This is a genomic window from Streptomyces sp. SDr-06 (assembly GCF_003324565.1).
Lineage (GTDB): Bacteria > Actinomycetota > Actinomycetes > Streptomycetales > Streptomycetaceae > Streptomyces.
This window is the reverse complement of the sequence record NZ_QOLA01000021.1, coordinates 1-20462: the sequence shown is the minus strand read 5'-3', so window position 1 is coordinate 20462 and position 20462 is coordinate 1. Positions and strand designations below refer to the sequence as shown.

The window sequence follows — 20462 nt, the reverse complement described above, 5'->3', positions numbered from 1 at the left end:
GGGGAGGGTTTCGGAGCTGCTCTTTGATGACGGAGAGGTTGGACCCGTACAAGTATTTTGTACGGGTCCGCCGCGCATAACCGCGCTGCGGGTATGGGGAGTTGGCAGACATGCACCCCAGGAAGAACGCATCCGCGATGCGTATGGTGGGCGCGCAATTGGCGTGCTTCAGGCGAGCAGCCGGATACACCCAGCGACGGCTGGCGGAACGGGTCTGCGCCGATCCGGAGACGATCGCCTCGATCGAGCAGGGACGGCGCGTACTGAAGCCCGACCTTGCCCGCGAAATGGACGTGGTGCTGGACACCAAGGGCGCTCTGACCGTCGCGGTCGAGAACATGCCGGAGGTCGACCGGTATCCGTTGTGGGCGGAGAAGTACATGGACGAGGAGCGCGTGGCAATCGCCCTCAGCTTCTATGCCAACCAGGTTCTGCCGGGCCTCCTCCAGAACGAGGAGTACGCCCGCGCGGTGTTCCGGAGCCGAGTACCGGCGTACAGCGAGGACGAGATCACCCTTCAGGTAGAGGCCCGCCTCGACCGCCAGGCCATACTCCACCGCAAGGAGCCTCCGTCGTTGAGCTTCGTCATCTCCGAGGCGATCGTCCGCGATCGGCTTGGCGGGGACGCGGTGTACAGGGAGATGCTCCGCCACCTCCGAGAATGCGCGGAACTCCCCGGCCTGGCTCTCCAGATCATGCCGCTCGGCCGCACGTCTCACGCATCCCTGGATGGCGCCTTCATCCTGCTGGAGACTCCGGACCACCAGCACCTCGCCTATACCGAGACTCAGCGTGGCAGCCACTTCGTGGCCGACCCTGGCGACGTAAGCATCCTGGCGCAGCGGTATGCGATGCTGCGAACACAGGCCCTCAACACCGAGGACACGAAAGGCCTGTTGGACCGTTTGCTAGGAGACTGATGAGCATCGGCGCACAGAAGTGGTTCAAGTCCAGCTACAGCGGGAGCGATGGCGGTGAGTGCCTCGAAATGGCCTGCACCTGGCGGAAGTCGAGCTACAGCGGCAGCGATGGCGGCCAGTGCGTGGAGGTCGCGGCTCACCCGTCCGCGATCCACATCCGTGACTCGAAGGACCCGGAGGGCCCCACCCTCACGCTGAACCCGGCCGCGTGGCAGGGCTTCGTAGCGGAGCTCTGAGCTCCGGATCAGACGCTCGCGGCGTTGTCAGTGGCGGGACCTACATTCGGGGTATGGCGATGCTTCCGAACCCACTCCCGCAGTTGACGAACGATCCGACCGGTACGGCGCTGGGCCTCGCGCTGCCGCCCGGCAGGGTGATCGGCCCGGCGACCGAGCCACTGCTCTGGTACGCGGATGAACCGGCCGCCCCGGAGGACTTGGCGCGCCTCGCCCCGGCTCGCAGGGCGTTGGGCCTACATCCCGTACTGCTGGGCGGCACAGGGGAGTTGGCCGAGTGGGAGCTGGCCCCGGAGGAGATGTCGTACGCGGGTGACCACGACGCCGAGGACGTGCTGGCGGGGTTCTGGGAGACGTACGCCGAGGAGCTGGGCCATGACCCCGACGAGTGGCCGGGGCTGGCGGAGGCCCCCGCGCTCCAGCGAGACCCCGACGGCAGGGCGGCCGAGGTCGCGCGGGAAGCGCTGGGCGAGGGCCACCTGAAGGGCGCCCGCGCGGCACTGGTCCCGGCCCGCCGCAGCGCGGACATACCGGCGGCGATGGGCTGGCGCGGCCCGCTGAACCACGAGAACGACACGGCGAGGCTGTGCGCGGTGCTGCGTTCGTGGGAGGACAGGTTCGGGATCAGGGTGGTGGGCCTGTCCTTCGACCGGCTCACGGTCTCGGTGGCAGCCCCGCCGACCGACCCGGAAGAGGCGTTGGTGCTGGCGGCGGAACACTTCGCATTCTGCCCGGACGCGATAGGGACCACGCTGCGGGACCATGCGGAGTCGCTGGTGCGCAGCGGGAGTTGGACCTTCTGGTGGGACTGAAGGGGCGGGCGTCTTGGAGGGCGGCGACGCATGGGGTACGCCGCCGCCATCGTCCAGGGCTCTGAGCCCTACAGCCCCTTGGCCACCTCGGTCGCCCAGTACGTGAGGATCATGTGGGCTCCGGCTCGCTTGATGCCGGTCAGGGTTTCCAGGATCGCGCGGTCGCGGTCGATCCAGCCCTTCTCGGCGGCGGCCTCGATCATCGCGTACTCGCCGCTGATCTGGTACGCCGCGACCGGCACGTCCACCGACTCAGCGACCTTGGCCAGGATGTCGAGGTAGGGACCGGCGGGCTTGACCATCACCATGTCCGCGCCCTCTTCGAGGTCCAGCGCCAACTCCCGCAAGGATTCACGGGTGTTGGCGGGGTCCTGCTGGTAGGTCTTGCGGTCGCCGCGCAGGGAGGAGCCGACGGCCTCGCGGAAGGGGCCGTAGAAGGCGGAGGAGTACTTGGCGGTGTAGGCCAGGATCGAGACGTCCTCGTGGCCCGTCTGGTCCAACGCGTCCCGGATGACGCCGACTTGGCCGTCCATCATCCCGGAGGGCCCCACGACGTGGACGCCCGCGTCGGCCTGGACCTGGGCCATCTCGGCGTAGCGCTCCAGGGTGGCGTCGTTGTCGACCCGGCCGTCCGCGTCGAGCACACCGCAGTGGCCGTGGTCCGTGTACTCGTCCAGGCACAGGTCGGACATGATGACGAGGTCGTCGCCGACCTCTTCCCGCACGGCGCGGATGGCGACCTGGAGGATCCCGTCCGGGTCGGTACCGGCCGTCCCGGCCGCGTCCTTCTTCTCGTCCTCGGGCACCCCGAAGAGCATGATCCCGGCGACTCCGGCGGAGACGGCCTCCACGGCGGCCTTCCGCAGCGTGTCGAGGGAGTGCTGCACGACGCCCGGCATGGCCTGGATCGGGACGGGCTCGGTGATCCCTTCCCTGACGAAGGCGGGGAGGATGAGGTCGGCGGGGTGCAGCCGGGTCTCCGCGACCATGCGGCGCATGGCGGGGGTGGTGCGCAGCCGACGGGGCCGGGCCCCGGGGAAGGATCCGTACACAGTCATGGCGTACACGCTACGCCCGCTTTGCGGGGGCTCTCCCCCACCCCTGGGTTGAAGCACCTGGGGGCTCCGCCCCCAGCCCCCCCCCGTTCGCGCCTCAAGGGCGCTCGTCCTCAAACGCCGGACGGGCTGAGGTTGCCCCTGCTGGCCAGCACCATGCCGCCAAGGGGCGCGAGGAACTGCGCGAGAAGCGACCACGGTCCGCAGGCGTCCTGGGGCTCCGCCCCAGCCCCCGTTCGCGCCTGAACGGCGCTCGTCCTCAAACGCCGGACGGGCTGAAGATGCCAGCACTGGCCCGCACCAGTACCGCCAGGGGCGCGAGGAACTGCGCGAGAAGCGAGCACGGTCCGCAAGCCGAAAGCGGGTTTAGGGGCGCGGGGAACTGCGCGAGCAAGCGGGCACGGTCCGCAGGCCGAAGGGCGGGCCGGGGTCCCGGGGCGGAGCCCCAGGGGGTGGGGGCGGCCCCCGGGGTCTGGGCTGAGCCCAGGGGCCCCGGGGGCACCCCGGGTTACGTCGTGCGGCGGCGCCGGGCGCCGGGGCGGCGCTCGCTCGGCCGGGTGACGTGCTCGCCCGCGGACACCGCCGCGTCACGACGAGCCGCCCCGAAGTCCGCCAGCGCCTGCGCGAGCTTGTGGACGGACGGCTCCGGAGCCATGACGTCCACCCGCAGCCCGTGCTCCTCCGCCGTCTTGGCCGTCGCGGGGCCGATACACGCGATGACGGTCACGTTGTGCGGCTTGCCCGCGATGCCGACCAGGTTCCGCACCGTGGAGGAGGACGTGAAGAGCACCGCGTCAAAACCGCCGCCCTTGATCGCCTCACGCGTGTCGGCCGGCGGCGGCGACGCCCGTACGGTCCGGTAGGCCGTGACGTCGTCGACCTCCCAGCCGAGCTCGATCAGGCCCGCCACCAGCGTCTCGGTGGCGATGTCGGCACGCGGCAGGAAGACGCGGTCGATCGGGTCGAAAACCGGGTCGTAGGGCGGCCAGTCCTCCAGGAGACCCGCGGCGGACTGCTCACCGCTGGGCACCAGGTCCGGCTTGACGCCGAACTCGACCAGCGAGGCGGCCGTCTGCTCACCGACCGCGGCGACCTTGATACCGGCGAAGGCCCGAGCGTCGAGCCCGTACTCCTCGAACTTCTCGCGCACCGCCTTCACCGCGTTGACCGAGGTGAACGCGATCCACTCGTAGCGGCCCGTCACCAGGCCCTTGACCGCGCGCTCCATCTGCTGGGGCGTGCGCGGCGGTTCGACGGCGATCGTCGGCACCTCGTGCGGCACGGCTCCGTACGACCTGAGCTGGTCGGAGAGCGAGGCGGCCTGCTCCTTGGTACGCGGTACGAGCACGCGCCAGCCGAACAGCGGCTTGGACTCGAACCACGAGAGCTGGTCGCGCTGAGCGGGGGCGCTGCGCTCGCCGACCACGGCTATGACGGCCTGGTGCCCGTCCGGCGAGGGCAGCACCTTCGCCTGCTTGAGCACCTGGGCGACCGAGCCGAGCGTCGCGGACCAGGTCCGCTGGCGCGTGGTGGTGCCCGCGATGGTCACGGACATCGGGGTGTCGGGCTTGCGGCCCGCGGTGACGAGCTCGCCGGCCGCGGCCGCCACCGTCTCCAGGGTGGTGGAGACGACCACCGTCCCGTCGCTCGCGCCGACCTCCGCCCAGCACCGGTCGGAGGCGGTGCGGGCGTCGACGAAGCGGACGTCCGCGCCGCTGGACCCGCTCAGCGGGACACCGGCGTACGCGGGCACGCCGACCGCGGCGGCCACGCCCGGCACCACCTCGAAGGGGATGCCCTCGGAGGCGCAGGCCAGCATCTCGCCGGCGGCGTCGCCGTCGAGGCCCGGGTCGCCGGAGACGGCACGGACGACCCGCCTGCCGGAGCGCGCGGCCTCCATGACAAGATTGGCGGCATCCCGCAACACAGGGATCCCGGCGGTTGTTGACGCCTCGTCAATGACCGTCAGCTGAGGTGTGTCCACACCTGCCCGCGCATGCGCGCGAACAACGTCGAGCACTGCGGGCTCGGCGATCAGGACGTCCGCCGACGCCAGCGCCTCCACGGCGCGCAGCGTCAGCAGTCCGGGGTCACCCGGTCCGGCACCGAGGAAGGTGACGTTTCCGGCTGCGGTGGGGTGGGTGGTGGGGCTCAAAGTGCTCGCTCCCCCATAAGACCGGCCGCACCCTTGGCGAGCATCTCGTCCGCGAGTTCGCGTCCGAGGGCCATCGCTTCGTCGTGCGACGTGGGTACGGGACCGGTGGTGGACAGCTGCACCAGCGAGGAACCGTCGGTGGTACCGACAACTCCGCGCAGGCGCATCTCATGAACAACCTGCCCGTCGGCCAGCAGGTCGGCCAGCGCACCCACAGGTGCGCTGCAGCCGGCCTCCAGGGCGGCGAGCAGGGACCGCTCGGCGGTCACGGCGGCCCGCGTGAACGGGTCGTCGAGCTCGGCGAGCGCGGCGGCGAGGTCGGCGTCGGCCGCCGTGCACTCGATCGCCAGGGCCCCCTGGCCGGGGGCGGGCAAAACGGTGTCGACCGACAGGAAGTCGGTCACGACGTCGCTGCGTCCGATGCGGTTGAGCCCCGCGGCGGCCAGGACCACCGCGTCGAGCTCGCCCTTGGTGACGTATCCGACGCGGGTGTCGATGTTGCCGCGGATCGGCACGGTCTCGATCGTCATCCCGTGGCTGCGGGCGTACGCGTTGAGCTGCGCCATCCGCCGTGGCGAACCGGTGCCCACACGGGCGCCGTCCGGGAGTTCGGCGAAGGTCAGCCCGTCGCGCGCGACCAGCACGTCACGCGGGTCCTCGCGCACCGGCACCGCGGCCAGCACCAGGTCGGGGTGCTGGGCGGTGGGCAGGTCCTTGAGGGAGTGCACCGCGAAGTCGACCTCGCCGCGCAGCAGCGCGTCGCGCAGCGCGACGACGAACACACCGGTGCCGCCGATCTGGGCGAGGTGCTCGCGGGAGGTGTCGCCGTACGTGGTGATCTCCACCAGCTCGACGGGACGCCCGGTCAACTGCCGTACGGCGTCGGCCACATGGCCGGACTGGGCCATGGCGAGCTTGCTGCGCCTGGTCCCGAGTCTCAGTGCTTTCTCGGTCATGACCGCCCTCGGTTCTTGACATCGGCGTCGTTCAGATCGGCCCTGGACACGGCGGCGACCGTCTCCGGGTCGAGGTCGAAGAGAGTCCGCAGCGCGTCCGCGTACCCGGCGCCGCCGGGTTCGGCCGCGAGCTGCTTGATCCGCACCGTCGGTGCGTGCAGGAGCTTGTCGACGACGCGGCGCACGGTCTGGGTGACCTCGGAGCGCTGCTTGTCGTCCAGCCCCGGAAGTCGGCCCTCCAGGCGCGCGACCTCGCCGGCCACGACCTCGGCGGCCATGGCCCGCAGCGCGACCACGGTGGGCGTGATGTGCGCGGCCCGCTGGGCGGCGCCGAACGCGGCCACCTCGTCGGAGACGATCGAGCGCACCTGGTCCACATCGGCGGCCATGGGCGCGTCGGCGGACGCCTCGGCGAGCGACTCGATGTCGACGAGCCGCACCCCGGGAACGCGGTGCACGGCGGCGTCGATGTCCCGCGGCATGGCGAGGTCGAGCAGCGCCAGCTTCACGGGCCCGGCCGCCACGGGAATGTCGCGGCGGGCACGGGAGATGCGCCGCTGGGTGTTCTCGGCCCAACTGCCGTGCAGCTCAAGGGAGTCGGCGTCGGCACCCGGGGTCGCGGCGGCCGCGCCGTCGGCCCTGAGCGCCTCGTCCACCACCCCGAACCCGGCCACCGCGGCACCCGCGGCCGCCGCGCCGGAAAAGTCGACGGGACAGCCCGCGGCGGAAGCGGCGGAGGCCGACACGGCCGGCTCGGCCGCCTTCAGCTCCTCGCCGACCGCGGCGGCCACGGCCTCGCCGGTCAGCACCAGACCCGTCGCGCCGGTGCAGGACACCGCGATGTCGACTCGTGTCAGTTCCCGTGCGACATCGGCCATCGCGACCGCGCGCGCGGCCGTGCCGGCCTCGCCGAGGATCTCGACGAGCCGTTCGGCGCGGGCGTGCGTGCGGTTGGCGACCACGATCTCGTCGACGCCGGTCCGCGCCAGCGTCGCGGCCGCGAGCGAGGACATGGAGCCCGCGCCGATGACCAGCGCCCGCTTGCCCTTGGCCCAGCTCTCGACCTCGACCCCGGCGGCGAGCTGTTCGAGCCCGAAGGTGACGAGCGACTGCCCGGCCCGGTCGATGCCCGTCTCGCTGTGGGCGCGCTTGCCGACCCGCAGCGCCTGCTGGAACAGGTCGTTCAGCAGGCGTCCGGCGGTGTGCAGTTCCTGCCCGAGCGCGAGGGTGTCCTTGATCTGCCCGAGGATCTGGCCCTCGCCCACCACCATGGAGTCGAGTCCGCAGGCCACCGAGAAGAGGTGGTGGACGGCCCGGTCCTCGTAGTGCACATACAGATAAGGAGTGAGCTCTTCGAGGCCGACGCCGCTGTGCTGGGCGAGCAGTGTGGAGAGCTCGGCGACGCCCGCGTGGAACTTGTCCACGTCGGCGTACAGCTCGATGCGGTTGCAGGTGGCGAGCACCGCGGCCTCGGCGGCGGGCTCGGCGGCGAGGGTGTCGTGGAGCAGCTTGGCCTGCGCGTCCGCGGAGAGGGAGGCCCGCTCCAGGACGCTGACGGGGGCACTGCGGTGGCTCAGGCCGACGACCAGGAGGCTCATGCCGGCATCACGGCGGGCATGTCCCCGTCCGGTCCCTTCCGGCCATTGGTCACGGCGCCCCGCACCGGCGGCACGACGGCCGCGGCGGCCTCGGCGACAGCGGCTTCCTCGCCGGCCTTGCGCTGCTCGTGGAAGGCGAGGATCTGGAGCTCGATGGAGAGGTCGACCTTGCGCACGTCGACGCCCTCGGGCACCGAAAGGACGGTCGGCGCGAAGTTGAGGATGGAGGTCACCCCGGCCGCGACGAGGCGGTCGCAGACCTGCTGAGCGGCGCCCGCCGGGGTCGCGATGACCCCGATCGAGACCCCGTTCTCGCTGATGATCTTCTCCAGGTCGTCGGTGTGCTGCACCGGCATCCCGGCCACCGGCTTCCCGGCCATCGCGGGGTCGGCGTCTATGAGGGCCGCGACCCGGAAGCCGCGGGAGGCGAAGCCGCCGTAGTTGGCGAGCGCGGCGCCGAGGTTGCCGATACCGACGATGACAACCGGCCAGTCCTGGGTCAGGCCCAGTTCCCGGGAGATCTGGTAGACGAGATACTCGACGTCGTACCCCACACCGCGGGTGCCGTACGAGCCCAGGTACGAGAAGTCCTTGCGCAGCTTCGCGGAGTTGACCCCCGCGGCGGCCGCGAGTTCCTCCGAGGAGACCGTCGGCACGGAGCGCTCCGAGAGTCCGGTGAGCGCACGCAGATACAGCGGAAGCCTGGCGACGGTGGCCTCGGGGATTCCTCGGCTTCGGGTCGCCGGTCGGTGAGTTCGGCCAGTTGCCACGGTGCTCCTGCGGGATGAGCGGGGCTGCAGGCGGCCACATGTCCCAGGACCGCCCCGTCGGATGCAGGCTATGTCTTTGTGAACGCGTGCACAAAGATGGTGTCCGCTTTGTCCGAGCAAAGTGACCGGGCTCACGCGACCCGGGGAGCGGATCGCGGAACCACGAACGGGTTCAGTCCGTTCAGGACCCGAAGGGGGCAAGGCCGCACACACTCCTCACAGCGATACCCCCGAACCACAGCAAAACGACCATGATGGTAACCGCAACTATCGCGATCGCCCTCATTTGGCTGTTCAGCCCCCACCGCCCGGACTCGCCCAGGATCAGCCGACCAGCGCGCCTTTGAGGCGTACGGGGTCCACCCGCCAGAAGGTGTGCTGCTCGCCGTCGACCAGCACGACCGGAATCTGCTCCCAGTACTCCTTGTACAGCGCCTCGTCCTGGGTGATGTCCTTCTTCTCCCAGGACGCACCCGTCTCGGCGCACACGGCCTCGATCACCTCCTGGGCGTCGTCGCACAGATGGCAACCGGGCTTCCCGATCAACGTGACCACCCGGTCGGCAGGGCTCCCGCCCGGCTTCTTCGTACGTCGCAGCAAGGGACTCATGCCTTCCATTCTCCAACCCCCGGCGCACCGGGCGGACCCATACGCCCGGATCGTCCGTTTAACGCGGCGGTCTCGGAGAGTTCACGCCATCGCATCCCGGCGAGTCGGGAAGTTCCGAACAGACTGGCTATGCTCACGACATGGCCGCACTGGGATGGCTCACCCCTCGTAGGCGCTCGGCGACAGCACGCAGCGTGCTGGCCGGCGAGGCCGCAGCCGAGGCAGCCCGAAAGTCCTCGCAGGAACTGGCAGCGCTGGCGGAGCTGGCGCAGGCCATGGCCGACGAGAATCCACCGGAGCCCGAGTTCCCCGTCGTCGGGGACGATCTCGCCGCCGCCTTCTTCGACCTAGACAACACCGTGATGCAGGGCGCCGCCCTCTTCCACTTCGGCCGGGGCCTGTACAAGCGGAAGTTCTTCCAGCGGCGCGAGCTCGCGCGGTTCGCCTGGCAGCAGGCCTGGTTCCGGCTGGCCGGCGTCGAGGACCCCGAGCACATGCAGGACGCCCGCGACAGCGCGCTGTCCATCGTCAAGGGCCACCGCGTCTCCGAGCTGATGTCCATCGGCGAGGAGATCTACGACGAGTACATGGCCGACCGCATCTGGCCCGGCACCCGCGCGCTCGCCCAGGCCCACCTCGACGCGGGCCAGAAGGTCTGGCTGGTGACGGCCGCGCCCGTCGAGACCGCGACGATCATCGCCCGCCGCCTCGGCCTGACCGGCGCGCTCGGCACGGTCGCCGAGTCCGTGGACGGCGTCTACACGGGGCGCCTGGTGGGCGAGCCGCTGCACGGCCCCGCCAAGGCCGAGGCGGTCCGGGCGCTGGCCGCGGCCGAGGGGCTCGACCTGGCCCGCTGCGCCGCGTACAGCGATTCGCACAACGACATCCCGATGCTCTCGCTCGTCGGCCACCCCTACGCGATCAACCCCGACGCCAAGCTCCGCAAGCACGCCCGCGAGCGCGAGTGGCGGCTGCGCGACTACCGCACCGGCCGCAAGGCCGCGAAGGTCGGCATCCCGGCCGCGGCCGGCGTCGGCGCGCTGGCGGGCGGCACGGCCGCCGCGGTCGCCCTGCACCGTCGCCGCCGGTAACCAACCCCGCTCCTCAGGCGCGGTCGGCCAGGTGGCCGACCGCGCCTTCGCCGACCCCGGACGCCACCCTCCGCAGCCACGGGCCGTCAGCACCGGTCGCCGGCCGCCGGAATATTCGATTGTGGGGGTTTCGCCCCATCCCCCTTGGCCCGCCAGCCCCGTTGCCCACACCCGGGCACAACAGATCCCCGGCGCGGACAGATCCGGAAGCAATCCGATCAAGTTCTGCTCACGTTGTGCGACTTGAACCGACCCAGAGACGTAACAGAAGCGACGGAATCGACGATTTGAGCAACTGGGTGTAGCGCTCCCTGCACGAAGCGTTATTCTCCTCAGACGCAATCCGGAACCCGTACATCGCCACGATGGGTGAACGGTTCCGCACTGCACGTGATGGAAGCTCTGCCTCTGGGAGTCCCGTGTACCCACACGTCGGGGTTGACGCCTCGGGCCTGGCTACGCTGCGCGGGGCGGTCGTCGACCGCCTGCGCGTCTTCGTCCCCACCGCGTACGCCGGCGCCCCTGCCTTCGCCACCGCAACACCTGTCGGGCCCTGCTATGCCCTGGCCGACGGCGGTGCCGCAGTCGGGAGACGCAGCGGCGGCCGCAGCACGGGCACGTCCGCGACGCCCACCGCCCGCCGGCCCACCGCCGACAGCGACAGCGCGCGCATGATGGACCTCGTCGAGCGCGCCCAGGCCGGCGAGGCGGACGCCTTCGGCCGGCTCTACGACCAGTACAGCGACACCGTGTACCGCTACATCTACTACCGCGTCGGCGGCAAGGCGACGGCCGAGGACCTCACCAGCGAGACGTTCCTGCGCGCCCTGCGCCGGATCTCCACCTTCACCTGGCAGGGCCGCGACTTCGGCGCCTGGCTGGTCACGATCGCGCGCAACCTGGTCGCCGACCACTTCAAGTCGAGCCGATTCCGGCTCGAAGTGACCACCGGCGAAATGCTCGACGCCAACGAGGTCGAGCGCTCCCCCGAGGACTCCGTCCTGGAGTCGCTCTCCAACGCCGCCCTGCTCGAAGCCGTGCGCAAGCTCAACCCGCAGCAGCAGGAGTGCGTGACCCTGCGCTTCCTCCAGGGCCTCTCGGTCGCCGAGACCGCCCGCGTCATGGGCAAGAACGAGGGCGCGATCAAGACCCTCCAGTACCGGGCCGTGCGCACCCTCGCCCGGCTCCTCCCGGACGACGCCCGCTGACCGCCCGGCCCCTCCGGACGGCCCCCGCCGACCCGCCGAGAGCGGGTCCAACTCACCATCCGTGAGCCCCCGATGACGCTGTGGTCCGATCATCCTTCGTCCGTAACCCAAGTGCCGCGTCCGTCGTTGTGCGGGATGAAGGCTCCCTGTGGTCACGCCATGTCCACAGCCGCTCACTCGATCGTGTGGATGTGCTCAAGGCGTGCAACCTTCCAGGCCCCTTGGGGAGTCGACCGTGATGACGAGAGGAGGTGCCGCCAGTGATCGCGAACGTATCGGCGCACCGGCGGGCGAACGCCTTCGCCCAGGCCCTGGAAGAAGCCTCGGCGGCCGACCAGGAGACACCCGAGACCGGCGCGGCCGAACCGGCCGACACCAGCGGGCTGTTGACCCTGGCGGGTGGGCTCGGCGAACTGCCGAAGCCGGAGATGGATCCGCAGGTCAAGATCGAGCAGCGGGCGCTGCTCATGGCCGAGATGGAGCGGATGTTCGCCGGCGGAGGTGCCGCCGACCCTCAGGTGCCCGAGCAGCGGACCGGCCGCGGCGCCCACCGGGCGACCTCGCTCCGGAAATTGCGACCCCGCTCCCGCTGGTCCAAGGGCATTGCGGCGGGCGGACTCAGCATCGGTGTGGCCGCGGGCGCGTTCAGCGGCGTGGCCGCTGCCAGTTCCGACGCCCTTCCCGGTGATTCCCTGTACGGGCTGAAACGCGGCATGGAGGACCTCAAGCTCGGCATGGCCGACGACGACGCGAGCCGGGGCGAGCTCTACCTCGACCAGGCCTCGACCCGGCTCTCCGAGGCGAGACGCCTCATGGAGCGGGGCCGCGCGGGCGACCTCGACCACGAACAGCTCGGCGAGGTCCGGCGCGCCCTCAACGGCATGGAGCACGACGCCTCCGAAGGCCACCGCCTGCTGCACCAGGCCTACGCCAGGGACGGCTCCCTCGGCCCCATCGCCGCCCTGAACTCCTTCTCCCAGGCGCACCGCGCGAGCTGGAGCAAGCTCCGCGGCAAGCTCCCCGCCCAGCTGACCGACGTCGGCGACAAGGTGAGCTCGGTCTTCGCCGCCATAGACCAAGAGGTCGAGCCGCTGCAGTCGCTGCTGCCGAAGGCGTCGTCCACCACGCACAGCAGGCAGAGCTCCTCGCACCCCGGCGGTTCCTCGGGCACCACCCACCCCTCCACACCGTCCTCGTCCACGTCCTCGGGCCACACCACCCCCAGCACCGGCGGAAAGCCGCAGCCCACGGGCTCTCCGTCCAGCGAGGGCCTGCTCGGCGGCAACACCGGCGGCCTGTTGGAGCCGGGCACGGGCGGCACCGCCCCCGCTCCGACCGGCAAGTCCCCGAACAAGCCCCCGGTCCCCAACGTCACCCTGCCCCCGCTCCTGCCCGGCCTCCTGCCGGGCCTGGGCATCGACGCCGACAAGGCGGAGTAGGGGTTCACGTACGAACGCACTGGAGGGGCTGGGATCTCCCAGCCCCTCCAGTCGTCGTGCGCGGGAACCTCGATGACCCCGGAAGGGGCCCGGAAGGACGCGCGGCAGAGCGCTCAGAAGAACACGGACCGCCGCTGCACGAGCAGCTTGTACAGCGTGTGCTGGATCTGCTCCCGCACCTGGTCCGTCAGGTTGAACATCAGCATCGGGTCCTCCGCCGCCTCCGGCGGATAGGCGTCGGTCGGGATCGGCTCACCGAACTGGATCGTCCACTTCGTCGGCAGTGGCACCAGGCCCGCGGGCCCCAGCCAGGGGAACGTCGGCGTGATCGGGAAGTACGGGAACCCGAGCAGCCGGGCCAGCGTCTTGGCGTTCCCGATCATCGGGTAGATCTCCTCGGCGCCCACGATCGAGCACGGCACGATGGGCGTGCCCGCCTTCAGCGCGGTCGACACGAAGCCGCCCCGCCCGAAGCGCTGCAGCTTGTACCGCTCGCCGAACGGCTTGCCGATGCCCTTGAACCCCTCGGGCATCACCCCCACGACCTCGCCGCGCTCCAGCAGGGCCTGGGCGTCCTCCGAGCAGGCCAGGGTGTGTCCGGCCTTGCGGGCGAGCTCGTTGACGACCGGCAGCATGAACACCAGGTCGGCCGCGAGCAGCCGCAGATGGCGCCCGGCCGGGTGGTGGTCGTGCACGGCCACCTGCATCATCAGCCCGTCCAGCGGCAGCGTCCCGGAGTGGTTGGCGACGACCAGCGCCCCGCCCTCGGCCGGGATGTTCTCGACCCCCTTCACCTCGACCCGGAAGTACTTCTCGTAGAACGGCCGCAGGATCGACATCAGGACCTGGTCGGTCAGCTCCTTGTCGTAGCCGAACTCGTCGACGTCGTACTCGCCGGTGATCCGCCGCCGCAGGAACGACAGCCCGCCCGCGATGCGCCGGTCCCAGCCGCCGCCCTGCTCCCGCTCGTCGCCCGTACGGGCCCCGGAGGGCTGCTCCGCGGACTCCTGCGCCCGGGGCAGGGCGCTGACCGGGGCGGCAGGGGGTGCGAGCGGCCCCGGCTCGGCCTTGCGGCGGCCCGGGACGGTGCGCCTGCGACCGGTGCGCTGCGCGCTCTGGCGCGAGCGGTCGTCGTCGAACGGGATGACCTTGGCGTCCGCCATCGTTGGTGCGCTCCTCATTCCGCGTTCGAAGGGGTGGTGACTGCGGCGGGTACCCCGCCGGGGAAGGGCGCGAACGGCAGACCCGCCACCCGGTCCACGGCCCTGGCCAGTGAGTCCGGCGGCAGCAGCCCCGGCCCCCTGCTGCGGGCGAAGTCCGTGAAGGCCTCGGCGGTCGTGTACTGGGGCTGGTAGCCCAGCGTCTCGCGCATCTGGGCCGTGCTGACCACCCGGCCGTGCGTGAGCAAACGAATCTGCTCCGGCGAGAAGTCGGTCACCCCGACCGTCCTGAGCGCGCTGCCGACCCAGCGGACGGCGGGCAGCAGGAACGGCACCGTGGGCCTGCCCAGCCGCCGCGAACACTGCGACAGGAGCAGCACGCCCTCCCCCGCGACGTTGAAGGTCCCGCTGTTGAGCGTCCCGCGCCGGGGCTCGCCCGACGCGATCCGCAGCACGTCGATCACATCGTCCTCGTGGACGAACTGGAGCCGCGGGTCGTAGCCGAACACCGTCGGCAGCACCGGCAGCGAGAAGTACTCGGCGAGCGGCGAGTCGGCGCTCGGCCCCAGGATGTTCGCGAAGCGCAGCACGCACACCGCGACGTCGGGCCGGCGCCGGGCGAAGCCGCGCACATACCCCTCGACCTCGACGGCGTCCTTCGCGAAGCCACCGCTGGGCAGCGACTTCGGCGGGGTCGTCTCGGTGAACACCGCCGGATCGCGCGGCGCGGACCCGTACACGCTCGTACTCGACTTCACGACGAGCCGTTTCACCGTCGGCGACTTCTGGCAGGCCCCGAGCAGCTGCATCGTGCCGATGACATTGGTTTCCTTGACCGCGGTGCGCCCGCCGCCGGAGCTCAGCGGCGTGCCGGTCACATCCATGTGCACGACGGTGTCCACCGCGTGCTCGGCGAGCACTTTCGCGATCGCCGGCTGGCGGATGTCCGCCTGTACGAACACGGCACCACCCAGACGGTGCCCCGGCCGGACCACATCGACCCCGATCACCCGGTCGACCTCGGGATCCCGCTGGATCCGCCGCACGAGACGGCCACCCAGCTGCCGGGCCACTCCGGTGACGAGCACGACCTTCCCCAAGATCAGCGCCTTCCTTCGGCCTTCGGTACGCCCCTACGCCCTAGGCGCCACCGTAGCGGCTGGATGTTGCGCGGCGATGACCACGTGCGCCCGCATGGCCGAGAAACCGCCTCCGTGTACGCCACAGCCCTCCCACCGACAATGCGGTGGGAGGGCTGCGATCTCACGAACAGCGCTCGCTTACTTCTTGTTGCGACGCTGAACGCGCGTGCGCTTGAGCAGCTTGCGGTGCTTCTTCTTGGCCATCCGCTTGCGCCGCTTCTTGATAACAGAGCCCACGACTACCCTCGCTCACTTCTTCTCACTCGGTGCGGGGCGTCTGGGCCCACACGACCTACGTCGGCCTAGCCTACCTGCCGCCGAGTGAGGGACGTAATCCGAGGGGAGCGGGGAGCTCCCTCAGGCCGTCTCCACCCCCACAAAGGACTCGCGGAGATACTCGTGAACTGCTTGCTCCGGGACCCGGAAGGACCTGCCCACCCGGATCGCCGGCAGATGACCGCTGTGCACCAAGCGGTACACGGTCATCTTCGACACTCGCATCACCGAGGCGACTTCCGCCACGGTCAGGAACTTGACCTCGTTGAGAGGCCTGTCACTCCCAGCAGCCATGACCCACCTGTACCTTCCGCACCCAACGCGCACCGGCTTCCCCTCCGGTGACTCAACGTCGCTGTGCGCTCACTCCCCAGACTAGGGGCGGGTGGTGCGAGTGGGGAAGAGGAGCTGCCATCGGCCGCCTACTGTGACAGACACGCTCGATTGAGTACATAGCGAGTAAGCGGCCGGTAGTAATCAGACCGCACAGCGTCATCAAGCGGAACGGCCACGGCCACTCGCCCCTCGGCCTCGCCGACGAACAGCGCGGGGTCGTCCGTATCGGCAAGACCGACCGCCTCGATACCCAGCTGACCTGCCCCGCAGACCCATCCGTGATCTCCGATCACCAGATCGGGAACGCGGCCGGAACCCCCTGCCGAAGCCCCCAGAGCGACCCGAACCGGGAGCGGCGAATGGGAGTGCGCGCCGGTTTCGCTCCCGGCTCCCCGCGCGCCGGGTTCCCGCACCAACGCGACTCCCCGTACGTAGTCAAGGTTGTACGTACGTACCCCGAACCGGGTCGTTATGTCGACAGAGCTACCCTGCGCGGGGGTGAGGACAGGGCATCCCGCCGCCGACAAAGCGTCCGCCAGGGCGGCGTAGAAACCGAGCAGACGGTGCGGATGACCGGTCCCGAGCAGCACCGCGCCCCGCCTCGACGCCACCTCGCCGAGCCGCGCCGCGAAGGCGTCGAGCCCCGCCAACGTCCGCTCCGGGTCGATGACATCGGGCCCGCTGACATGCCCGGGGTCGTCGCTCACCCCGCATTTGTCCGCCATCAGCCGCAGCAAGTCCCGCTCGCCCCAGCCCCATTCGGGATCGAGCCCCAGCGTCACCCGCGGGTCCCGCGCCGCGAACAGCCGATAGCTGCGCAGGCTCTCCTCCCGCGACGTTGCCACCGGCCCGGCCAGTCTGGCCGCCAGAAGATGCGCCCGCAGCGCCCCGATGCTCAACATCCGACGATGCTCCCGCAGACGCCCGCGGCTCGCGCCAATAACCGCCCGCATCCCCACAGTTGGCGTAACCGCCCCCACCTCCCACGCCCCCTGGCCCACCCGGGGCCCGCCTGGGGGTCGGTGCGGGTCGGCACCGGCGCCTTCAGCCCGCCCGGCGAGGGTTCGGCTGCGGACCGTGCGTGGTTCCTCGCGCAGTTCCCCGCGCCCCTTGGCGGCACCGGTGCTGGCCTGCACCGGGCACCCTCAGCCCGCCCGGCGAGGGTTCGGCTGCGGACCGTGCGTGGTTCCTCGCGCAGTTCCCCGCGCCCCTTGGCGGCACCGTGCTGGCCCGCATGGGCACCCTCAGCCCGCCCCGCGAGGGTTCGGCTGCGGACCGTGCGGGGCCGCTCGCGCAGTTCCCCGCGCCCCTAACAGCACCGTGCTGGCCAGCATGGGCAACCTCAGCCCGTCATGGGGGTCCCCCCTGGCCCTTAAGGCCTTGGGGGAGATTGAGGACGAGCGCCGTTCAGGCGCGAACGGGGGTGCAGGGGGCGGAGCCCCCGCCAAGGGGCCGGGGCGCACCCCGGGCGGGGTGGGGAAGCCCCCCTACGCCAACAAGCCCCGCAGGGGAAACGCGGCCCGCCGAGTCGCAAGCACCGATTGGTCGAGCCGATCCGCAGGGTCGTACCCCGCGTCCCACGACCGCCACGAGACGGTCCGCCCGTCGGTCATCCGCCCCGGCCCCAACTGCCGCGTACGCGCATACACTTCGTCCCGCCAGGACGCCGGGATCACCGACTCGGGATCGAGCGGCGCATGCCCCGCGATCCCCACCAGATGCGTCCACGACCGCGGCACGACATCGACCACCGCATACCCCCCGCCCCCGAGCGCGACCCACTTCGCCCCCTCGACGTACTCGTGCGCCAGCGAGTGGCAGGCCGCCTGCACGGCCCGCTGCGCGTCGAGTGACACGGCCAGATGGGCCAGTGGATCCTCGAAGTGCGTGTCGGCCCCGTGCTGGGTGACGAGCACCTGCGGCCGGAAATCGGCGATCAGCTCCGGCACCACCGCGTGGAACGCCCGCAACCACCCCTCGTCCCCCGTCCCCGCAGGCAGCGCGAGATTGACCGCGGAGCCCTCGCCGGGCCCGTCCGCCCCGGTCTCCTCCGGCCACCCGGTGCCGGGAAACAGCAGCCGGGGATGCTCGTGCAGCGAGATCGTCAGGACCCGCGGGTCCTCCCAGAACGCCGCCTGCACCCCGTCCCCGTGGTGCACGTCCACATCCACGTACGCGACCCGCTCGACCCCCAGCTCGAGCAGCCGCGCGATCGCGAGGGCGGCATCGTTGTAGACGCAGAACCCCGACGCGCCGCCCGGCATCGCGTGGTGCAGCCCGCCCGCGAAGTTGACCGCGTGCGCGGCCTCCCCCGCCCACACCGCCTCGGCCGCGGCGACCGACTGCCCGGCGATCAGCGCGGAGGCCTCGTGCATCCCGGGGAACGCGGGATCGTCCATCGTCCCGAGCCCGTACGAGGCGTCGGCGGCGGCCGGGTTCAGCGAGGCCGCCCGCACCGCGTCCACGTAGTCCTGGCGGTGCACGAGCCGCAGCGTGGAGTCCCCGGCCGGCGCGGCGGCCACCACGTCCACCTGCTGGTCCAGTCCGTACGCCCGCACCAGTCCCATGGTCAGCGCGAGCCGCACCGGGTCCATCGGATGGCTCGACCCGAAGTCGTAGCGCGTGACAGCTTCATCCCACATCAACAGTGCGCGGCCGTTCATGCCCGCCACCGTATCGGGCGGCCTCCGTGCCGAACGAGCGGGCGTACACCAGCGTCAGAAGCACCAGGACCATGGGCACGAGCATCGCCCCGCGATAGCTCCACGCGTCGCCGATCGCCCCCACCAGCGGCGAGCCGACCAGGAACCCCACGTAGTTGAAGATGTTGAGCCGCGCGACCGCCGCGTCGCTGGCGCCCGGAAACAGCCGCCCGGCCGCCGCGAAGGTCTGCGGCACGATCACGCACAGCCCGAACCCGAGCAGCGTGAATCCGGCCATCCCCACCCACGGCCCGGGCGCGGCCGCCACCACGGCGAACCCGGCCGCCGCGAGCACCGTCCCGAACCGCACCACAGCCACCGCCCCGAACCGCCGCACCCCGAAGTCCCCGGCGGCCCGCCCGAGCAGCGTGGTGACCATGTAGACGTTGTACGGGACCGTCGACAGCTGCTCGGAGCTGCCCAGCGTGTCCTGAAGGTACTTCGCGCTCCAGTTGGAGACCGTCGAGTCCCCGATGTACGCGAAGCTCATCACCAGGCACAGCGGCAGCAGCAGCCGGAACACCACAGGCTTGGCCCCCGCGCCCTCGCCCACCGCCGCGTCGGCGGGCGCGTCCCCGTCCACGTACCACCGGCTCGCGACCAGACACACCGGCAGCAGCACGGCCACCACCGGCAGGTACGACACGAGCAGCGACAGGTGCCAGTGCGCCCCCACCCAGGCGAGCGAGGCGCCCCCGATCCCCCCGAGGCTGTACGAGGCGTGGAACCCGAGCATGATGCTGCGCCCGTACGTCCGCTGGAGGCTGACGCCGAGCATGTTCATCGAGGCGTCCAGCGCCCCCACCGAAAGCCCGAACGCGCCGAGCGCGAGGCCGGCCTGCCACATCCGGTCGCCCGCCCCGGCCCCGAGCAGCGCAAGCAGCACGGCGGGCTGCGCGAACCGCAGTACCACGCTCGGCCGGACCCGCTTGATCAGCTGCTCGGTGCCGACGCTGCCGATCCCCGCGAGGATCGGCACGGCCGCGAGGAACACGGGCAGCAGGCCGTCGGATATCCCGTACCGATCCTGGATCGCGGGTATGCGGGTCACCAGGAGGGCGAAGGCCATGCCCTGCGCGAAGAAACTCACCGCCAGGGACGCCCTGCCGTGTCTCAGGCGTGCGTCAGTCATGGCCGCAGAGCCTAGGGCCGTCACCTACTCCTGGGTAGAGAGATCACCCGAGCAATCCGAGCAGCTGCCCCATGTCGTCGAAGTACCCGTTGGCCCCCTCCAGCCGCTCCGCGGGCGTCATCGCCGTGAACCCGTACACGTCCATCCCCGCGGCCCGCGCGGCGGCCACCCCGAGCCGGCTGTCCTCGATCACGGCGCACCGCTCGGGCGCGAACCCCATCCGCTCGGCCGCGAGCAGGAACAGGTCCGGCGCCGGCTTGCCCCGCCCGACGTCCTCCGCGGAGAACACCCACTCCTCCTCGAACCACTCGTCGAGCCCGGTCCTGCGGTGCCCGACCCTGATCCGCTCGTGCGTCCCGGACGACGCCACGCAGTACGGCACCCCGTCCGCGACCAGCTTGCCGAGTACGTCGGTGACTCCCGCGACGGGCTGCAATTCCCGCTCGAACGCGGCGAAGACCCGGGCGTGCAGAGTCTCGTCGAAGTCCGCGGGCAACGTCCGCCCGGTCCGCTCCTGAATCAGGTCGTGTACGCGGTGGACGGCGGCCCCCATGTAGTCACGCAGTGAATCCTCGTACGAGGTGGGGTGGCCGAGTTCGGTGAGATACCCGGACAGGATGGTGTTCGAGAGGGGCTCGCTGTCGACGAGCACGCCGTCGTTGTCGAAGATGATGAGGTCGTAGCGCATGACTCGACCTTAAACGCAGAAAAGCCCCGCACCGTGACCCATCAGGGTCTGGTGCGGGGCTTTTCCCACAATTTGTTCGGCGGCGTCCTACTCTCCCACAGGGTCCCCCCTGCAGTACCATCGGCGCTGAAAGGCTTAGCTTCCGGGTTCGGAATGTAACCGGGCGTTTCCCTAACG

Annotated in this window: 20 protein-coding genes and 1 rRNA gene; 6 read left to right on the top strand and 15 right to left on the bottom strand. The window is 71.0% G+C overall.

The window, feature by feature from the left end:
• Positions 1-110: 110 nt before the first annotated feature.
• The 3 genes from DT019_RS30935 to DT019_RS30925 are packed head-to-tail and all read left to right on the top strand — an operon-like array spanning position 111 to position 1968.
• Positions 111-920 carry a helix-turn-helix domain-containing protein gene (locus DT019_RS30935; protein WP_223279851.1) on the top strand — a complete coding sequence of 270 codons (810 nt, stop codon included), beginning with the start codon at positions 111-113 and terminating at the stop codon, positions 918-920.
• Positions 920-1156: a DUF397 domain-containing protein gene (locus DT019_RS30930; protein ID WP_114040278.1), complete on the top strand. Its 237-nt coding sequence runs from the start codon at positions 920-922 to the stop codon at positions 1154-1156. Before DT019_RS30935 ends, DT019_RS30930 begins: the two co-directional genes overlap by 1 nt.
• Before the next feature lie 53 nt (positions 1157-1209).
• A complete protein-coding gene (locus tag DT019_RS30925; RefSeq protein ID WP_114040277.1) occupies positions 1210-1968 on the top strand; it encodes a DUF4253 domain-containing protein in 759 nt (252 codons plus the stop codon).
• Positions 1969-2036: 68 nt separating this feature from the next.
• Here the strand turns inward: DT019_RS30925 and hemB are convergent, their stop codons facing one another.
• From hemB to DT019_RS30895, 6 genes are all read right to left on the bottom strand, one after another.
• Positions 2037-3026, bottom strand: a complete 990-nt coding sequence (gene hemB, locus DT019_RS30920; protein WP_114040276.1) for a porphobilinogen synthase — start codon at positions 3024-3026, stop codon at positions 2037-2039.
• A 505-nt stretch (positions 3027-3531) separates the two neighbouring features.
• A complete protein-coding gene (locus DT019_RS30915; RefSeq protein WP_114040275.1) occupies positions 3532-5178 on the bottom strand; it encodes a uroporphyrinogen-III synthase in 1647 nt (548 codons plus the stop codon).
• Entirely contained in the window at positions 5175-6134 is a 960-nt protein-coding gene (gene hemC / locus DT019_RS30910) for a hydroxymethylbilane synthase (protein ID WP_114040274.1), read from the bottom strand. Before hemC ends, DT019_RS30915 begins: the two co-directional genes overlap by 4 nt.
• Positions 6131-7732 carry a glutamyl-tRNA reductase gene (locus DT019_RS30905; RefSeq protein WP_114040273.1) on the bottom strand — a complete coding sequence of 534 codons (1602 nt, stop codon included), beginning with the start codon at positions 7730-7732 and terminating at the stop codon, positions 6131-6133. Before DT019_RS30905 ends, hemC begins: the two co-directional genes overlap by 4 nt.
• Positions 7729-8502 (bottom strand): redox-sensing transcriptional repressor Rex, encoded by a 774-nt coding sequence (locus DT019_RS30900; RefSeq protein ID WP_114040272.1) that lies wholly within the window; start codon positions 8500-8502, stop codon positions 7729-7731. The genes DT019_RS30905 and DT019_RS30900 overlap by 4 nt, the downstream gene beginning before the upstream one ends.
• A gap of 324 nt (positions 8503-8826) precedes the next feature.
• Positions 8827-9111, bottom strand: a complete 285-nt coding sequence (locus DT019_RS30895) for a glutaredoxin family protein (protein ID WP_114040271.1) — start codon at positions 9109-9111, stop codon at positions 8827-8829.
• Between the two features lie 140 nt (positions 9112-9251).
• Between DT019_RS30895 and DT019_RS30890 the strand changes: the two genes are divergently transcribed.
• From DT019_RS30890 to DT019_RS30880, 3 genes are all read left to right on the top strand, one after another.
• Positions 9252-10202, top strand: coding sequence for an HAD family hydrolase (locus DT019_RS30890; protein ID WP_114040270.1), 951 nt, complete (start codon positions 9252-9254; stop codon positions 10200-10202).
• A 419-nt stretch (positions 10203-10621) separates the two neighbouring features.
• Positions 10622-11410, top strand: a complete 789-nt coding sequence (locus tag DT019_RS30885) for an ECF subfamily RNA polymerase sigma factor, BldN family (RefSeq protein ID WP_053724590.1) — start codon at positions 10622-10624, stop codon at positions 11408-11410.
• Between the two features lie 260 nt (positions 11411-11670).
• Positions 11671-12849: a DUF5667 domain-containing protein gene (locus DT019_RS30880; protein ID WP_114040269.1), complete on the top strand. Its 1179-nt coding sequence runs from the start codon at positions 11671-11673 to the stop codon at positions 12847-12849.
• A 113-nt stretch (positions 12850-12962) separates the two neighbouring features.
• Here DT019_RS30880 and DT019_RS30875 read toward each other — a convergent pair whose 3' ends face one another.
• The 9 genes from DT019_RS30875 to rrf all read right to left on the bottom strand — a co-directional run.
• Positions 12963-14012: a lysophospholipid acyltransferase family protein gene (locus DT019_RS30875; RefSeq protein ID WP_114040268.1), complete on the bottom strand. Its 1050-nt coding sequence runs from the start codon at positions 14010-14012 to the stop codon at positions 12963-12965.
• Between the two features lie 14 nt (positions 14013-14026).
• On the bottom strand, positions 14027-15109 hold the full coding sequence (locus tag DT019_RS30870) for an NAD-dependent epimerase/dehydratase family protein (RefSeq protein ID WP_114040267.1): 1083 nt from the start codon (positions 15107-15109) through the stop codon (positions 14027-14029).
• A gap of 180 nt (positions 15110-15289) precedes the next feature.
• On the bottom strand, positions 15290-15388 hold the full coding sequence (locus tag DT019_RS30865; RefSeq protein WP_003948845.1) for a 30S ribosomal protein bS22: 99 nt from the start codon (positions 15386-15388) through the stop codon (positions 15290-15292).
• 120 nt (positions 15389-15508) lie between these two features.
• Positions 15509-15721, bottom strand: a complete 213-nt coding sequence (locus tag DT019_RS30860) for a helix-turn-helix domain-containing protein (RefSeq protein ID WP_159030439.1) — start codon at positions 15719-15721, stop codon at positions 15509-15511.
• Positions 15722-15849: 128 nt separating this feature from the next.
• On the bottom strand, positions 15850-16665 hold the full coding sequence (locus DT019_RS30855; protein WP_114040265.1) for a phosphatase: 816 nt from the start codon (positions 16663-16665) through the stop codon (positions 15850-15852).
• A 585-nt stretch (positions 16666-17250) separates the two neighbouring features.
• Positions 17251-18426, bottom strand: a complete 1176-nt coding sequence (locus DT019_RS30850; protein WP_114040264.1) for an acetoin utilization protein AcuC — start codon at positions 18424-18426, stop codon at positions 17251-17253.
• The gene (locus DT019_RS30845) at positions 18395-19597 is read right to left on the bottom strand and encodes an MFS transporter (protein ID WP_114040263.1); all 1203 of its coding nucleotides are present in this window, start codon (positions 19595-19597) and stop codon (positions 18395-18397) included. Before DT019_RS30845 ends, DT019_RS30850 begins: the two co-directional genes overlap by 32 nt.
• 43 nt (positions 19598-19640) lie before the next feature.
• Positions 19641-20285, bottom strand: coding sequence for an HAD family hydrolase (locus DT019_RS30840; protein ID WP_114040262.1), 645 nt, complete (start codon positions 20283-20285; stop codon positions 19641-19643).
• Between the two features lie 74 nt (positions 20286-20359).
• Positions 20360-20462: ribosomal RNA gene (rrf, locus tag DT019_RS30835) — 5S ribosomal RNA — on the bottom strand; the annotation flags it as partial.

What these genes read in the sequence shown, in the direction of transcription:
- DT019_RS30935 (WP_223279851.1), top strand. Translation starts at nt 111, where the DNA reads ATGCACCCCAGGAAGAACGCATCCGCGATGCGTATGGTGGGCGCGCAA.
- DT019_RS30930 (WP_114040278.1), top strand. Translation starts at nt 920, where the DNA reads ATGAGCATCGGCGCACAGAAGTGGTTCAAGTCCAGCTACAGCGGGAGC.
- DT019_RS30925 (WP_114040277.1), top strand. Translation starts at nt 1,210, where the DNA reads ATGGCGATGCTTCCGAACCCACTCCCGCAGTTGACGAACGATCCGACC.
- hemB (WP_114040276.1), bottom strand. Translation starts at nt 3,026, where the DNA reads ATGACTGTGTACGGATCCTTCCCCGGGGCCCGGCCCCGTCGGCTGCGC.
- hemC (WP_114040274.1), bottom strand. Translation starts at nt 6,134, where the DNA reads ATGACCGAGAAAGCACTGAGACTCGGGACCAGGCGCAGCAAGCTCGCC.
- DT019_RS30905 (WP_114040273.1), bottom strand. Translation starts at nt 7,732, where the DNA reads ATGAGCCTCCTGGTCGTCGGCCTGAGCCACCGCAGTGCCCCCGTCAGC.
- DT019_RS30895 (WP_114040271.1), bottom strand. Translation starts at nt 9,111, where the DNA reads ATGAGTCCCTTGCTGCGACGTACGAAGAAGCCGGGCGGGAGCCCTGCC.
- DT019_RS30890 (WP_114040270.1), top strand. Translation starts at nt 9,252, where the DNA reads ATGGCCGCACTGGGATGGCTCACCCCTCGTAGGCGCTCGGCGACAGCA.
- DT019_RS30875 (WP_114040268.1), bottom strand. Translation starts at nt 14,012, where the DNA reads ATGGCGGACGCCAAGGTCATCCCGTTCGACGACGACCGCTCGCGCCAG.
- DT019_RS30860 (WP_159030439.1), bottom strand. Translation starts at nt 15,721, where the DNA reads ATGGCTGCTGGGAGTGACAGGCCTCTCAACGAGGTCAAGTTCCTGACC.
- DT019_RS30855 (WP_114040265.1), bottom strand. Translation starts at nt 16,665, where the DNA reads ATGTTGAGCATCGGGGCGCTGCGGGCGCATCTTCTGGCGGCCAGACTG.
- DT019_RS30850 (WP_114040264.1), bottom strand. Translation starts at nt 18,426, where the DNA reads ATGAACGGCCGCGCACTGTTGATGTGGGATGAAGCTGTCACGCGCTAC.
- DT019_RS30845 (WP_114040263.1), bottom strand. Translation starts at nt 19,597, where the DNA reads ATGACTGACGCACGCCTGAGACACGGCAGGGCGTCCCTGGCGGTGAGT.
- DT019_RS30840 (WP_114040262.1), bottom strand. Translation starts at nt 20,285, where the DNA reads ATGCGCTACGACCTCATCATCTTCGACAACGACGGCGTGCTCGTCGAC.